This is a genomic window from Yoonia rosea (assembly GCF_900156505.1).
GTDB lineage: Bacteria > Pseudomonadota > Alphaproteobacteria > Rhodobacterales > Rhodobacteraceae > Yoonia > Yoonia rosea.
In genome coordinates, this window is sequence record NZ_FTPR01000001.1 from 1054104 (window position 1) to 1069026 (window position 14923).

The 14923-nt window shown below is 58.8% G+C and carries 19 protein-coding genes; 3 read left to right on the forward strand and 16 right to left on the reverse strand.

Annotated elements, in window-relative coordinates; genetic code table 11:
• Nucleotides 1-5: 5 nt before the first annotated feature.
• From B0B09_RS05130 to fabD, 14 genes are all read right to left on the reverse strand, one after another.
• The gene (locus tag B0B09_RS05130) at nucleotides 6-419 is read right to left on the reverse strand and encodes a DUF3168 domain-containing protein (protein WP_055293034.1); all 414 of its coding nucleotides are present in this window, start codon (nucleotides 417-419) and stop codon (nucleotides 6-8) included.
• Nucleotides 416-754 carry a head-tail adaptor protein gene (locus B0B09_RS05135; RefSeq protein WP_076658627.1) on the reverse strand — a complete coding sequence of 113 codons (339 nt, stop codon included), beginning with the start codon at nucleotides 752-754 and terminating at the stop codon, nucleotides 416-418. The genes B0B09_RS05130 and B0B09_RS05135 overlap by 4 nt, the downstream gene beginning before the upstream one ends.
• On the reverse strand, nucleotides 751-1350 hold the full coding sequence (locus B0B09_RS05140) for a head-tail connector protein (protein ID WP_076658628.1): 600 nt from the start codon (nucleotides 1348-1350) through the stop codon (nucleotides 751-753). Before B0B09_RS05140 ends, B0B09_RS05135 begins: the two co-directional genes overlap by 4 nt.
• A 171-nt stretch (nucleotides 1351-1521) precedes the next feature.
• Entirely contained in the window at nucleotides 1522-2703 is a 1182-nt protein-coding gene (locus B0B09_RS05145; RefSeq protein WP_076658629.1) for a phage major capsid protein, read from the reverse strand.
• A gap of 32 nt (nucleotides 2704-2735) precedes the next feature.
• Nucleotides 2736-3266, reverse strand: coding sequence for an HK97 family phage prohead protease (locus B0B09_RS05150; RefSeq protein ID WP_055293038.1), 531 nt, complete (start codon nucleotides 3264-3266; stop codon nucleotides 2736-2738).
• A complete protein-coding gene (locus tag B0B09_RS05155; protein ID WP_055293433.1) occupies nucleotides 3263-3475 on the reverse strand; it encodes a hypothetical protein in 213 nt (70 codons plus the stop codon). Before B0B09_RS05155 ends, B0B09_RS05150 begins: the two co-directional genes overlap by 4 nt.
• Nucleotides 3465-4646 (reverse strand): phage portal protein, encoded by a 1182-nt coding sequence (locus B0B09_RS05160; RefSeq protein ID WP_076658630.1) that lies wholly within the window; start codon nucleotides 4644-4646, stop codon nucleotides 3465-3467. Before B0B09_RS05160 ends, B0B09_RS05155 begins: the two co-directional genes overlap by 11 nt.
• A gap of 112 nt (nucleotides 4647-4758) precedes the next feature.
• The gene (locus B0B09_RS05165; RefSeq protein WP_076658631.1) at nucleotides 4759-6102 is read right to left on the reverse strand and encodes a DNA-packaging protein; all 1344 of its coding nucleotides are present in this window, start codon (nucleotides 6100-6102) and stop codon (nucleotides 4759-4761) included.
• Nucleotides 6026-6376 carry a hypothetical protein gene (locus B0B09_RS05170; protein ID WP_055293041.1) on the reverse strand — a complete coding sequence of 117 codons (351 nt, stop codon included), beginning with the start codon at nucleotides 6374-6376 and terminating at the stop codon, nucleotides 6026-6028. Before B0B09_RS05170 ends, B0B09_RS05165 begins: the two co-directional genes overlap by 77 nt.
• 170 nt (nucleotides 6377-6546) lie before the next feature.
• Nucleotides 6547-7704 (reverse strand): endolytic transglycosylase MltG, encoded by a 1158-nt coding sequence (mltG, locus tag B0B09_RS05175; RefSeq protein ID WP_055293042.1) that lies wholly within the window; start codon nucleotides 7702-7704, stop codon nucleotides 6547-6549.
• Nucleotides 7704-8963, reverse strand: coding sequence for a beta-ketoacyl-ACP synthase II (gene fabF, locus B0B09_RS05180; protein ID WP_076658632.1), 1260 nt, complete (start codon nucleotides 8961-8963; stop codon nucleotides 7704-7706). The genes mltG and fabF overlap by 1 nt, the downstream gene beginning before the upstream one ends.
• Nucleotides 8964-9192: 229 nt before the next feature.
• Nucleotides 9193-9426, reverse strand: a complete 234-nt coding sequence (locus tag B0B09_RS05185; protein ID WP_055293044.1) for an acyl carrier protein — start codon at nucleotides 9424-9426, stop codon at nucleotides 9193-9195.
• A 204-nt stretch (nucleotides 9427-9630) separates the two neighbouring features.
• Entirely contained in the window at nucleotides 9631-10368 is a 738-nt protein-coding gene (gene fabG / locus B0B09_RS05190; protein WP_055293045.1) for a 3-oxoacyl-[acyl-carrier-protein] reductase, read from the reverse strand.
• A 19-nt stretch (nucleotides 10369-10387) separates the two neighbouring features.
• Complete coding sequence (gene fabD / locus B0B09_RS05195; protein ID WP_076658633.1) at nucleotides 10388-11326, reverse strand: ACP S-malonyltransferase; 939 nt, start codon at nucleotides 11324-11326, stop codon at nucleotides 10388-10390.
• A 168-nt stretch (nucleotides 11327-11494) separates the two neighbouring features.
• Here fabD and B0B09_RS05200 point away from each other — a divergent pair, with 168 nt between their 5' ends.
• Nucleotides 11495-12673, forward strand: coding sequence for a cytochrome b/b6 domain-containing protein (locus B0B09_RS05200; RefSeq protein WP_076659803.1), 1179 nt, complete (start codon nucleotides 11495-11497; stop codon nucleotides 12671-12673).
• A gap of 59 nt (nucleotides 12674-12732) precedes the next feature.
• On the opposite strand, the gene B0B09_RS05205 is transcribed toward B0B09_RS05200, so the two are convergent.
• Together B0B09_RS05205 and B0B09_RS05210 are read right to left on the reverse strand one after the other, a co-directional pair.
• Nucleotides 12733-13314, reverse strand: coding sequence for a YceI family protein (locus B0B09_RS05205; RefSeq protein WP_076658634.1), 582 nt, complete (start codon nucleotides 13312-13314; stop codon nucleotides 12733-12735).
• Between the two features lie 166 nt (nucleotides 13315-13480).
• A complete protein-coding gene (locus B0B09_RS05210; protein ID WP_076658635.1) occupies nucleotides 13481-14038 on the reverse strand; it encodes a hypothetical protein in 558 nt (185 codons plus the stop codon).
• A gap of 266 nt (nucleotides 14039-14304) precedes the next feature.
• Between B0B09_RS05210 and rpsF the strand changes: the two genes are divergently transcribed.
• Both rpsF and rpsR read left to right on the forward strand, forming a co-directional pair.
• A complete protein-coding gene (gene rpsF, locus B0B09_RS05215) occupies nucleotides 14305-14667 on the forward strand; it encodes a 30S ribosomal protein S6 (RefSeq protein WP_076658636.1) in 363 nt (120 codons plus the stop codon).
• A 27-nt stretch (nucleotides 14668-14694) separates the two neighbouring features.
• Nucleotides 14695-14922, forward strand: a complete 228-nt coding sequence (rpsR, locus tag B0B09_RS05220; protein ID WP_055293050.1) for a 30S ribosomal protein S18 — start codon at nucleotides 14695-14697, stop codon at nucleotides 14920-14922.
• The last annotated feature ends 1 nt before the right edge of the window (nucleotide 14923 follow it).

A 14923-nucleotide genomic window follows, 5' to 3' on the forward strand; every position in this document is an offset into this window, starting at 1 on the left:
TTGGGTTACGTGTCATCCGCCACGCGGGCACGAAAATTCAGGTTGATCTGGCGCACTGCACCGGTGCCGACACGGGCCGCTTTGGCTTTGTGGAAATTCAGCGCAACAAGGCTGCCGCGTTCCAGAGTGAGCGGGGCATCAACCAAGGCATCGCAGACAGCCGCAGCTGCCGCCTTGGCACTGGCAAAGCCCGCACTTTGCGTCACGACCGAAATCACCAGATCATGCCACGCCCCGTTGCCTGTCTTGTCGGAGGCATCGCGCACGTCCTCGGCCCCCAACACCACATAAAGCGGCGGCAACGGGCCCGCAGGCAGCGCGTCATAGATATCCGCACCCACCAGAACCGCCAGCGCGGTATCCGTGCTCAACCGCTGAAATATCGCCGTCTGAAGGGCACCCGAAACGCTATAGGTCATGGCGATACCTCTTCTTCGGCGTGGCAGGTCAGATAGGCCCCGCCTGTGTCACGCTCGGCGACCGCGTGAATATTGAATATCCGCGCGCCATCACGCAGACGCTGGCCCGCCACGGGCCGCGAGGGCGCGCCAAATGGCGCCGCGCGGACAGTAATCCGGTAGGGCACGCGCGACAGGGTTGCGGCTGTCTCGGCCTTTTCACGCCCGGCACCTGCCTTCAGTTCGGCCCAAAGCACCCCCAACGGCTCCCACTGGCGCGCATACCCCCCCGCGCCATCCGCAATCTTCATGGGCGCCTCAAGGACCAGCGCACGGTTCAATTGCGGCGCGTTCATTGGCTGCCCCCCATGAACAGACGCACGGTCCGGTAGCGTTCGATCAGCGCCTGCACGCCCATCGGCATGGTCGGGGCATTGCGTGACACATCATGGCGATATTCGTAAAAATGCGCGGCCAGCAGCATCACAGCCTGCGCAAGATCGGCGGGCAGATCGCGCCATTCGGGGCCAAAGCCCGCCAGCATCCCGATCCGCACAGACCCGCCATGCGGAAGGTTTGGCAAGAACGTACCCACAGGCCGCAAACCGGGGCGCTGCATGTCGGGATCCAGAGACCAAAGGGCACTGTCAACGTCGGTTTCGTCTCCGCGCGCATTCACCAGCGTCACCGCACTGATCGCGCTGACAGGCGCAACAGGGAGCGGCTGGCGGCGCGCATCGCGCCAGGCGGTCAGGCGCCAGCTGAATTCGCGCTCAATCAGGATCTTACCGGTGCGCGCCTCAATCGCGGCCAGCGCCGCACGCAGATAGCTTTCCAGCACCGCGTCTTGAACTCCATCATCGGAAAACCCCGATCCCAGGCGCAAATGGTCTTTGAATTCAGCGACCGGAAGCGCCGAAAGCGGCACGGTGGTCTCTTCGACTAACATCATGGAATTACTCCGCAAATTCTGGCCACGTTTCGGCCCTTAGGGCCCCGGACGCACCCGCCCCCCGCATTGCTCGGACGGAAGGGAACTGCTAGACAATGCGAGGATTGTCTTGATGTGCGCCCGGGGGTTGGGTGCCGCGTACAAAGGCGGCACCCGTTTCACAGCTCAGCCCTAGCTGACTGCGAACTTCAGCAGCTTGATCGCCGCAAAATCGCTGACTGCACCGCCCACGCGCTTGGTGGCATAGAAAAGCACATGCGGCTTGGCCGAGAACGGATCGCGCAACACGCGCAGATCAGGGCGTTCAGCCACGGTATAGCCGGCACGGAAGTCACCAAAGGCCACGGCCATTGCGTTATCGGCAATATCGGGCATGTCCTCGGCGATCAGCACGCGGTAGCCCAACAGACGCGCAGGCTCGCCCATCGCCAGACCATCGACCCATACGAAACGGCCGTCGTTATCCTTGAGCTTGCGGATATGACCTGCGGTCTTGGAGTTCATCACAAAGGTCGCATTTGCGCGGTATTCGGCCCCCAGCGCATAGACCAGATCAATGATCGGATCCGCACGTGTAATGCCGCCCGCCGTCTCGGAGGGCACATAGCCAAGATTACCCCAAGTCCAACTGTCGTTCTCCACCGTGCCATACGTCAGCATGCCGGTTGGCTTGTCCACGCCATCACCGTCAATAAAGGCGCTTGCTTCGGCACGGGCGAATTTGTCTGCGATCCGGCCTGCCAACCAGCCCTCGATGTCGAACGCACTGTCATCCAGCAAACGCTGCGATGCCTTGGGAAGCGCGGACAGTTCATGCAGCGGAATGGAAATCCGCTCAATCCGCGGTGTGTCGGTTTCCGTGACCGCACTGCTCTCTGTGGCCCAACCCGCACCCATTTCCGAGTGATCAACCAGCACGTCATAAGACGTCGCATCAACATTCACGACACTGGCAATCGACCGGATCGACGCGGTCGAAGACAGCGTGTTCTGGATCGTTTCGGCAGTTTGCGGATCGACCAGGTAGCCCCCGTCAGCGGCAATCGTCGTTCCCAGCGCCTTGCCTTCCAGCTCAAGGCCACGCAAGCCATCATCATCGCCAGAGCGCAGATAAGCGGCAAAGGCCTTCTGGTGCGGCGCATCCTGTGATGCCGCATGGGCCAGTGCCGTGCGGGTCGTCATCATTGTCTTTCGGTCCAGCTTGTTCATCCGGTCATCCTGTTTTTGAAGTTTGGCATTCACGCCGTGGGAAAAGTCTTTGAAGTCGCTCATAAATCCGGCAATCGCCGTGTTCAGAGCCTGGGCAGGAGACACATCTTCCCCGCCCCGAGAATTGCTCTCAGTTGCTGTCATAATCAGTCCTTTGATCTGTCCTTCGGGCGGGGTTAGTCCCGCGCCATCATGCGGCGCGCACCCTCGAATGCCGCAGCCATCTCACGCAGTGCGGTCTCCGCGGGGTCCTCCCCCTTGGCACCCACACGCGCATCAGGAAGCATCGGAAAGGTGACCAAAGACACCTCCCAAAGTTCCAACTCAGACAACAGGCGTCCGCCTTTGTCGTCTTTGCGGGCCTTCACGGTGCGATACCCGATGGACAAGCCATCAATCGCGCCCGCCGCAATCAGCGACGCAGCCTCGCGGCCCTTGGCCACATCTGTCAGCAAACGCCCCTTGACCCAAAGCCCCTTGGCATCCTCACGCACCTCGTCCCACACCCCAATCGGCTGGGCGGGGTCGTGTTGCCACAACATCTTGACGCCACGCCCTTTCGCGAGCGAGGCCCCGTAAGCGCCCTTTTCAACGGTGTCGCCACCTTGATCCGACAGCCCAAAGACCGAGGCATAGCCACTGATCGTGGTCCCGTCGGTGACGGTCACTTCCGTTCCCAAGGCGCTAAACTTATGTTCCAAATTCATGTCCGAACCCCGCTCAGTGCTTTGACAATTTCAAAAATCAATAATCCCGCGCAGCCGCAAACAATCAGCCAGATTTGCCATTCCAGCCGTGCAACGATGAATTCAATCTGGCTCAGGCGCACATCAACCTGCGCAAACCAGTAATCTGTCACGGGCGGCGGTGCGTCGCGGCGCGGCGTGCCGTCCAGTTCAACAACCTTACGATCCATCACCCACCTCCAAGGCCGGCAAGCCCAACAGATTGCGCTTTTCTGCCGCTGTCAGGAAATCCGCCTCACTGACGCGCCGCCACTGGGCATCGCGCTCGGCAGAAAGCGCCGAAATCTGGTCCAGATCAGGGCGCAACGCCACCTCTTCGCCGCCATGATCCGACAGCCAGACCGCAATCGCGCTCAGCACGCGGGTGGCCAGTGGCAGCACTGTCAGGCGGTAAAAGGCGCGGTTGGCCTCTTGGTAATTGGCATAGGTCGCATCACCCGGAATCCCCAAGAGCATCGGCGGCACGCCATAGGCAATCGCGATCTCGCGCGCAGCGGCCTCTTTGGTTTTCTGGAATTCCATATCCGAGGGTGAGAACCCCATCGGTTTCCAATCCAGGCCCCCTTCCAGCAACATCGGCCTGCCCGCATTGCGCGCGCCCTGATGCTGGGTCTCCATTTCGCCCAGCAGCCGGTCATATTGATCCGCCGTCAGCGATGATTGCCCATCCGCCCCGCGATAGACCAGCGCACCCGATGGGCGCGCGGCATTGTCCAGCAAGGCCTTTGACCACCGCGACGCTGCATTATGTACATCAATCGCCGAGGCCGCCGCCTGTAGCGGTGAAAACCCGTAATGATCATCCTGCGGATGGAAACTCTTGATATGACAGATCGGGCTTAGCCCCTCGGCCACGGCAAAACGGTGTTTGCGCCCATTGACCAGATATTCATAGCCCACAGGCCAGCCATCCACACCCGGTACCACAGACATACGGTCGGAGCGCAGCACATGCATCTCGACAGGCAGCCCCTCATCGGCCACAGCCTCCAGATAGCCATTGCCTGTCAGCAAAACCTGCCCGAAGAGCGCTTCCAGCAACTCCGCCCGCCCCTGCCCTGCATTGGGCCGCGCCAAAAGCGACTGGACAGGGTGGGTATCATAGCGCCGCGCCGCGTCCTGCACGACCACAGGCAGCGCGGCTGCAGCCTCTGCAATCATCTTCACTGCCCGAAAGCCGATGGGATTGCCGGTGAAACCCGCCCGCGTCAGCGACACCACATCACGCGGCGACCAAGCAACGCGACCGGCACCGGACATCGCCATCACACGCCCTGTGGCCGAGGCTTTCACCTCGACAGGGGCCGCTTCTGGCTTGGTACGGTTTAAAAAATCAAACATTCAAAACTCCTGATGCCGGTCGGTGGTGACCATCTGCAGTTCACGAAAAACAATTTGCCTCAGCGGGATTAGTAAATTGAGACAGCAGCGCACGGACCGGCGCGCAACGCCCTTAAAGCGTACGAATGCTGGGGTTGCGCCACTTTGCGGCGGGTTCGATCATCAGATCATAAAGCGCCCAGACAAGCGCATCGACACGGTCCGGTGATCCTTTGCCCTCATAGCCTGCGCTGGTCATCTGCCCCATCTGGTCTTCCAGCGCAGAGAGGCCCAGCACATGCGCCACACGGCCCTGCTCATAAAGGGCGGCAACAGGTTCCGCGCGCGCAACTTTGCCTTTGCTGGCATGCACCGAGCGGTAGGGCACCATGCCGTCCACACCGCGCAAGACGGCCTCAACCATATCACCGCCCTGATTGACCTCTGCCACCAGACGGTCGGCCCCGTGCCTGCGCATCGCCGCAATTGCGGCTTCGGCCCAGACGGTCGGACGTGCCGCTTTCACGCTGGCATCCTCTAACACCACGGCGGTCCATTGATGCGGCGGCCCTTTCATATAGACCCCCGCCACAACAATCCCGCAGGCGTCCGATCCCGCATGCGATGTGCCCGGCGGGTCGATTGCCACGACAATGCGGTCAGGCCTTTGCACCTCGGCCACCTGACAACGCGCCAGATCACCCGACGACCACAACGCCCCCTCGACCTCCGTCAGCATCACGCCTTCCATCTCCTGCCGGCCCAGCGACGTACCACCATAGCGGCCTTCGATCTCGCGCAGGAAACTTGCCGCCAGATTTGCGCGGTTCGCCTGCGTCGGCGCATGGGTCACCACGGTCGTGTCCATCTCCAACAAATCACGCAGCATCTGCGATTTGCGCGGTGTTGTGGTCACACAAGCCCGCGGGCTGTCCCCCAACCGCAGCGCAAACTGCAACATATCCCACGCCGCGTCCCCCTTGCGCCATTTCGCCAATTCATCCGCCCAGACCGCATCAAACTGCGGCCCGCGCAGACTGTCGGGATCATGCGCGGAAAAGAGCTGGGCCTCTGCCCCATTGGGCCAGACCAACAGCCGCCGTCCCGCAATCCACGCAGGACGACGGTCATCGGGACAGACGGACAGGATACCGCTGTCACCAAACACCATCACCTCGCGTGCCTGATCCATCGTTTCGCCCACCAAAGCCACACGCCGCGCAGCGCCTGGCGCATGCGGCGTCGGCCCTTCGACCATTTTGCGCACCCACTCGGCACCGGCGCGGGTTTTGCCAGCACCACGCCCGCCCAAAATCACCCAGGTCCGCCACTCGCCCGGCGGGGCGATCTGATGTGGCATGGCCCAAAAATCAAACAGGTAGGGCAATGCCCGCAACTGCTCATCCGTCAGCATCGCCAAGAACGCCCTTTGCGATGAGGGCGTTGCGGAGGCGATCAAGCTGGCGCCCGATTTCATCCCTGATGGCGTCATAGTCGATGGCGTCTGCATCAGAGTCGGTTCCGAGTTTGTCATGGAATTTATCCTCAGCAATCAGCACCCGCAGATGCGCCGCATGTAAAAGATCAAGCTGTTTGTTGATGTCGTTCAGATTGCCGTAAGTGACCGTTTTCAGGTCATCAGCCATCTCGCGTAGCCGGTCGCGAATGTACTGCGACACGGCATCTACTTCGGCGAGCCTTTCAGCCGCCGTAACAAGGCCATCCGGCCCCGTCTTATCTGGTGTATTCATGTTTAAACTGACCTTGGAAGGAAACTTCCGTTACGGTCGAGCGGCAGGGATCACGTTCATTGATCCCCGTCTTCTAGCCTGTGTAAACTACGCCTGACACCGTGATAAGTCAACAAAAATGGCGCCACCAGAGGACGCGCCATTAATGATTTCTTAATAATTATAAGACGTTACCCGTCGTTCGCGCGCTGCGCCTCGATCTCGCGCCAGCGGGCGACATTGCGGTTATGGTCATCCAGATTGGTCGCAAAAGCATGGCCACCGGTGCCATCGGCCACAAAGAAAATATACTCGGTCGTATCAGGATCAAGCGCGGCTTCAATCGCCGCCTGTCCGGGGTTCGCAATGGGCGTTGGTGGCAGACCGGTAATCACATAGGTGTTCCACGGCGTCTCGCCCCGCAACTCGCTCTGGCGCAAACCACGGCCCAAGACACCCTCACCGCGGGTGATGCCGTAAATGACTGTGGGGTCTGTTTGCAGGCGCATGCCAAGATTCAAACGGTTGACAAAGACGCTGGATACCTGACGGCGCTCATCGGGCACACTGGTCTCTTTCTCGATGATACTGGCAAGGATCAGCGCCTCTTCCGGGGTCTCCAATGGCAACCCGTCCACACGGTTCTCCCACGCCTCGGCCAAAATCGCCGCCTGCGTGTCCTGCATGCGGTTCAGGATCGACGAAACCGTATCGCCAGGCGTGAATTCGTAGTCACGCGGCGCAAGGCTGCCTTCGGCCGGTGCCTCAGTCACATCCGCGACCAGACTGTCAATCTGCCCAAGCGCGTTCGCGATCTGCCAGCTTGTCGCGCCCTCGGCAATAACGAGCCGGAACGTGGCACTGCCATCGGCCTTGATGGCCTCATAGCTTGCTGGCGGTTCGGTCTCGCCCACCACAAAATCCGCCACCTCGATGAATTCATTGGTTGCAGGATCAAGTTCGCGCACATCGACAAGCGTCTGGTTGATCCCTACGCGATAGATCACCTCGGCACCGCACGTATTGCGGCCACCACGGGTGACGATATCGACAATCTCTTCCATCGACGCCGCCGCAGGCACACGGAAGCGGCCAAATTTCAGATCACCGGATTTTTCGGTGTAATCCGCGCCCACTTCAAAGATAAAGGCGGACGAAATCGCGCCCTGATCCACCAGATCAGAACTTAGCGCCTTCATGCTGCCCCCGCGCGGCACCTCAAGACAAATTGCGGCGTCCAGCGGCCCTGCCGTGCGGTACTCACGGCTACCCCAGGCAATCACGCCCGCGAGCAGGAACAGCCCGACAATCAGGAAAGTCAGTGCATTCGACGCGATATGACGCCACATTAATCCACTTTCCCGAAGACAACGCTGGCATTCGTGCCACCAAAGCCAAAGGAGTTTGACAGAGCGATATCAATCTTGGCGGGCTTCTTTTCGTTGGCGCAGAGATCGACCACGGTCTCGCAATCCACATTATCAAGGTTGATGGTCGGCGGCGCGACCTGATCACGGATCGCCAAGATCGAGAAAATCGCCTCAATCGCGCCCGCAGCCCCCAAAAGGTGACCCGTGGCCGATTTCGTCGAGGACATCTTCAAGGATGATGCCGCATCGCCCAGCAACCGTTCAACTGCGCCCAACTCGATCGTATCTGCCATCGTCGACGTCCCATGCGCATTTACATAGTTGATCTGGCTTGGATCAATCCCCGCGTTCCGGCAGGCCGCGCGCATGGCACGTTCCGCCCCTTCATGGTCAGGTGGCGGCGCGGTGATGTGGTATGCGTCACCACTCAAACCATAGCCAAGCACTTCTGCATAAATCTTGGCACCGCGCGCTTTGGCGTGTTCATATTCTTCCAGCACCACAATCCCGGCACCTTCGCCCATGACAAATCCGTCGCGGTCGGCATCCCACGGGCGGCTGGCTTTGGTCGGATCATCATTATGCTTCGTGCTCAACGCCTTACAGGCGTTAAATCCGGCAATCCCCAGTTCGCAGATCGCAGCCTCGGCGCCACCGGCAATCATGACATCCGCATCACCATGCTGGATCAGGCGCGACGCATCGCCAATCGCATGGGCCCCTGTCGAACAGGCGGTCACCACCGCATGGTTCGGGCCACGGAACCCGTATTTAATCGACACCTGACCGGAAATCAGGTTGATCAGCGCACCCGGCACAAAGAAGGGCGACACACGACGCGGGCCTTTCTCGGCCATCATCACAGCGGTATTCGCAATCGAATTCAGACCACCAATGCCCGAGCCGATCATGACGCCCGTGCGCTCCAGATCCTCACGATCCTCAGGAGCCCAGCCAGAATCTTCAATCGCCTGCTGTGCGGCCGCCATGCCGAAGATGATAAAGGTATCAACTTTGCGCTGCTCTTTGGGATCAAGGTATTTGTCGGCGTTAAACGTGCCGTCGGTCCCGTCGCCCAAAGGCACTTCACAGGCATACTGTGTGGTCAGACGGCTGGGATCAAAGCCGGTAATCTTGCCGGCGCCGGACTGGCCGTCAAGAATGCGCTCCCAAGACTTTTCCACACCATCTGCAAGGGGCGTGACCAACCCCAAACCTGTCACAACAACACGACGCATATTATGCCCTCACCTCTTGGCGTATTTGCCGACACTGATAGCCCAGCCAAGGGCCAAGGGGCAAGTCCGGCAAACCCGGATCGGCAAGGAATGCACAGATTGCAACCGGCTCCCGCCACGCGCCGTGATGAAATCAGCGCCAGAGACTGATTCCTCTGCCGCACAGACTGCCCCACAAAAGCAAAACGGCGCCCCAAGGGACGCCGTTTCACAAAATCGGACGTAGCGCTTAGCTTGCGCCGTCGATGAACTTAACCGCATCACCGAATGTCTGGATGGTTTCTGCAGCATCGTCAGGAATCTCGATCCCGAACTCTTCTTCGAAAGCCATGACCAGCTCGACGGTGTCGAGGCTGTCTGCACCCAGATCATCAATAAAGGACGCAGCTTCCGTCACTTTGTCTTCTTCAACACCAAGATGCTCTACAACAATCTTGCGTACGCGGTCTGCAACGTCGCTCATATCAAATCCTTACGTTTCTGTGGGCTCTCGCCCGTTGTTCCCTAGGCTTGTGCCTAAATTTATGCGCCCGTGACGGGTCGCAGCCTTATCTGCCCTGCACAACAATTGACGTGGCGTCACATGCACCGTTCAGCAAATCTGCGTGGCCTATAGCAGAGAATACCCGCTTGGCAAACGCTTTCAATCACCGAAAGTGATGATCTTCTAGATCATGGCCATCCCGCCATTCACATGCAAGGTGGTCCCGGTCGTATAGGCAGCCTCTGGGCTGGCAAGGTAAAGCACCGCTGCCGCGATTTCGTCGGCCTCGCCCATCCGCCCTGCAGGAACCTGCGTCAGGATGCCGGATTTCTGGTCATCGGTAAGCTTGTCCGTCATCGCCGTCGTGATGAAACCGGGGGCAACGCAGTTCACCGTAATGCCACGGCTTGCCACTTCGTAAGCGATGGATTTCGACATCCCCACCATGCCGGCCTTCGAAGCCGCATAGTTGGCCTGCCCCGGATTGCCTGTTGCACCGACAACAGAAGAGATATTCACAATCCGCCCCCAACGCGCTTTCATCATCCCACGGATCACGCCCTTACACAGACGCATCGTCGAGGTCAGATTAACCTCCAGCACCGAAGACCATTCCTCATCCGACATGCGCATAAAGATATTGTCGCGTGTGATGCCCGCATTGTTGACCAGAATATCGACCGATCCCATCAAATCAGCAGCCTGTTTTGGCAGCGCTGTCACTGCTTCGGCATCGCTCAGGTTACACGGCAAAACATGCGCGCGCGCGCCCAAAGACGCGGCCAGCTCTTCCAGCGGCGCCACACGGGTGCCCGACAAGGCAACGGTCGCACCCGCATCATAGAGCGCCTTGGCAATCGCGCCACCAATCCCACCGGATGCACCTGTGACAAGCGCATTCTTTCCATTCAGGTCAAACATTTATACGTCCTTCTTCAACTTATGCTTTGATTGCAGCAACCGCTGCAACCACATCTTCTGGTGTGCTCACTGCCACCGCGTTGATCCCCCGATCAATCCGCTTGACCATGCCTGACAGAGCTTTGCCTGCACCGATCTCATAGACCTCGGTTACGCCTTGGGCGCCCATATACATCACGCTTTCACGCCAGCGCACCGAGCCGGTGACCTGCTCCACCAGCAAACGGCGGATCATTGCCGGGTCACTGACCGCTTCGGCCAGCACATTGGATACCACAGGCACCTTGGGCTGCGCGATCTCGACCGCATCCAGCGCAAGCGCCATCGCATCGGCGGCGGGCTGCATCAGACTACAATGGAAAGGCGCGCTGACTGGCAAAAGCAACGCGCGCTTGGCCCCTTTTGCCTTGGCAATCTCGACGGCACGTTCAACAGCCGCCTTATGACCCGACACAACCACCTGCGCGGGATCATTGTCATTCGCGGCCTGACATACCTCGCCCTGCGCGGCCTCTTCGGCCACGTCTTTCACAGCCGCAAAATCCAGCCCCAAAATCGCGGCCATCGCGCCGATGCCTACTGGCACCGCCTCTTGCATCGCAATGCCGCGCGCGCGCAGCAAACGGGCCGCATCTGCGACAGTGAACGCACCGGCCGCCGCAAGTGCTGAATACTCCCCAAGCGAATGTCCCGCGACATATGATGCGGCATCCACTGTGACACCCTCTGCCTCAAGAGCGCGCATCACGGCCATCGATGTTGCCATCAACGCAGGCTGGGCGTTCGCTGTGAGCGTCAGCGCGTCCAGTTCACCGCCCCAGATCAGACCCGAGAGGTCCTCCCCGAGCGCCTCGTCCACCTCGTCAAAGACGGCCTTGGCCGCCGGATAAGCATCAGCAAGGGCCTTACCCATCCCGATTGCCTGTGCACCCTGCCCCGGAAAAACAAATGCGCGCATAATGCGTCCCCTATTCGTTGCCTTTTATTGCCAAGACGCTTACCGCGCCGCGCCCGTCTGCACAAGCAACCACGAAACTGCACAGGTCCAAGAGCACAGGCGCACAGAATGTGCCCTTTGCATCATGACCAGACATGTTACCTATCCTAAAACTTTTTGGAGATTGTTATGTCAGCCACGCAAACCTACGGCACAGTGACGAAAACATTTCATTGGCTCACGGCACTTTTGATCCTCACCATCGTACCGTTGGGGGTGGTTGCCTATGATCTGCCCTATGAAACAAACGAGCAGCTGGCCCTGAAAGCGCAGCTGTTTTCATATCACAAGACGCTGGGGGTGATCGTCTTTGCCGTGGCCTTGGCGCGCATTGCATGGGCCTTGACCCAGACCAAACCGGCCCCGCTGCACCCGGAACGCAAATCCGAAACCTGGCTTGCTGAAACAGTCCACTGGCTTCTTTATATCTCGCTTGTGGCTGTGCCGCTGACCGGTTGGATCCACCACGCCGCGACCGAAGGCTTTGCCCCGATCCTGCTGCCCATCGGCCAGGACCTGCCCTTTGTGCCCAATGACGAAGCCGTTGCAAAACTCTTTGGTGGTCTGCACTGGCTGTGGAGCAAGATTATGGTCGGTTCGATCCTGCTGCATATCGCAGGCGCGCTCAAACATGTCTTTATCGACAAAGATGCCACCCTGCGCCGCATGTGGTTCGGCAAAAGCGACGCTGCCGGCCTTGGGCGCCATGCCGGCACATGGACTGCACCCGTTGCAGCCGTCGCACTCTATGTTGCCCTGACTGGCGCAGGCGCGGCAGCCGGCCTCTACGCTGCACCCTCAACAGTCGAACGGATTGAACTTGCCGAGGTGTCCTCGGACTGGACCGTGACCGAAGGGTCCATCAACCTTACGATCACGCAATTCGGCAGCGCTGTCAGCGGCGGTTTTGCGGATTGGACCTCGGCCATCAGCTTTGACGAAAACGCAAGTGACGTGATGGGATCAGTTGAAACAACCATTTCCATTGGGTCTTTGTCGCTGGGCTCTGTGACCGGCCAGGCGCTGGACGCGGATTTCTTCAATGCAGCCACCTTCCCCACCGCCGTCTTCACCGCCGACATTCTGGCCGATGGTGACGCCTATGTCGCTGATGGGACGCTGACGATCAAAGACATCACAGCCCCGCTTGCCCTACCCTTCACACTGACACTCGATGGCGACACCGCCACGATGAATGGGTCAATTACCATTGACCGGCGGACCTTTGAAATCGGCCAGAGCATGAGCGACGAAAGCAACCTCGCCTTCCCCGTGCAGGTTGACATCGCACTGACCGCAACCCGCTAAACGAAAAAGGCCGCGCTCCGATCTGGAGCGCGGCCTGATTGTTCCGTCAGACGGTGATCTTATTCAGTTGCTTGCATCGCCTCGATGGAAATCATGACTTCCACTTCATCGCTGACGAATGGTGCGAATGCGCCGACTTCGAAATCGGACCGCAGCAGTGTTGTTGTCGCGTCAAAACCTGCCCACGGCATTTCGGCCATCGGGTGCATGCCAACCTGGTTCAGCTTGGCATCCAGGACAACAGCTTTCGTGATGCCGTTCAGTGTCAGATCACCCGTGATCAACGCTGTGTCTTCGCCTGTCACCTCAATCCCTGTGGATGTGAATGTCACCATTTCGTCTTCGGCAGCGTCGAAGAAATCACCGCTCATGAAGTGCTGAAAACGCTCTTCCCAACCTGTCAGCATGGTGCGCACAGGGAAAGAAACGTTGACAGAGGATGCCGCAGGATCTTCCTGGTTGAATGCGATCTCGCCTTCAAATCCGGAGAACATGCCGTAGGTTGTCGAATATCCAAGGTGGTCGTAGCTGAAGACAATCTGGCTGTGGCTCGCGTCCAGCACGTAGTTTTGTGTTGTTGCAAATGCGGGTGTTGTCAGGGTCGCAGCAGCAAGTGCCGCGGAGGTCAAAAGGGTTTTCATGAGGCTTCTCCAAGCTAAAAAAGTATTGCGTGGAGGACAGATAGCTAATTTGATTGCGTTTCCTAGCTTCAAAAACGAACAGAAGCTGTTCACGGATACGTAGCCTTCTCACAAAAGAGAAAGGCCGCCCCGTTTGGGCGGCCTCAGCCTGCGCAAGATCGACGTCTTACAATAGATCTGCCGCCAATCGGTCGCGCAACGGCAGCAGTTGCGCCTCGGTTCCCTTGGCAACGCGAATTGCATTGGCAGAATCGTTATATCCCAGCAGCAACTGCGATTGACCGCCGGTTTCGTCCATTTCGAGATAAATCCCGCTGATTTCATCAAAGGCATAAAGCCCCACCGTTGTCGGGCTGCCGAAGCGGTTGGCCACGACCTCACGGATTTCGCGTGCTTTGGTGTCGATATGCACATCCGCCATCGACCCACGACTGGCAAACCACAACAGATAGCACCCGATTGCCCCCATCAGCACAGCAGCACCGATCCGCATGAAGCCAAAGTTTCCGTCAAAGAACAGGGTCGGCAGTACCAGAACTCCGAAAGTCGCCGTCACCAGACAAATGCCAAAAAAGAAACTGATCGCCTGTCCGACCATCACCGACACAGGCGCGCTTTCGCGCGAGAGAACCTTATAGCCCCAATACTGATCTTCGGTTGCAAACGGCGTTGTCCGCGCGACGTGATTGACAATGCCACCGGCGTTTATGTCGATATCTGTCATTCTGCCTACTCCACACTTTTTAATGACACGATGCCGTGCAATCCGGGCAATAAAGCGGCGAGCACAAGGCGAGGTTAAGAAATCTAGGATTCTGGCCAAAAGGCTGCTTTTTAGGGCCATTCATGGCTTGCGCCACAGCGATTGCCCTGTATAAGGCCCCATCCTTGCTGCAATATGTATGAACTGCGCAGGCTCTCGTGGATGGGACGCATGCAAGGGGAACCGCCCATCCTTTGAAATGCGCTGATAAATGAACTGGAGTTCACATGCCGCTATACGAGCATGTCATGATTGCGCGTCAGGACTTGTCCAATACGCAAGCTGAAGGCCTCATCGAACATTTCGGAACCGTACTTGCCGACAACGGCGGCAAGCTGCTGGAAAACGAATACTGGGGCGTCAAGACGATGGCCTACAAGATCAACAAGAACCGCAAGGGCCACTATGCCCTGCTGCGCACAGATGCGCCTGCTCCTGCTATTCAGGAAATGGAACGCCTGATGCGTCTGCACGAAGACGTCATGCGCGTACTGACCATCAAGGTCGACGCACACGAAGAAGGCCCTTCCGTGCAAATGCAAAAGCGCGAAGAGCGCGGTGACCGTGGCGACCGCCGCGAGCGTCGCTAATCGTTGATCTGAGAAAGGACATCAATCATGGCTACTAAACCATTTTTCCGTCGTCGTAAGTCCGATCCGTTTGAAGGCGAAAACGCCCCGAAGATCGACTACAAAGACACCCGCCTTTTGCAGCGCTACATCTCTGAGCGCGGCAAAATCGTTCCCGCCCGTATCACTGCTGTTGGTGCAAAAAACCAGCGCGCTCTCGCCCGTGCGATCAAGCGTGCCCGTTTCCTTGCCCTGCTGCCATACGCTGTAAAATAAG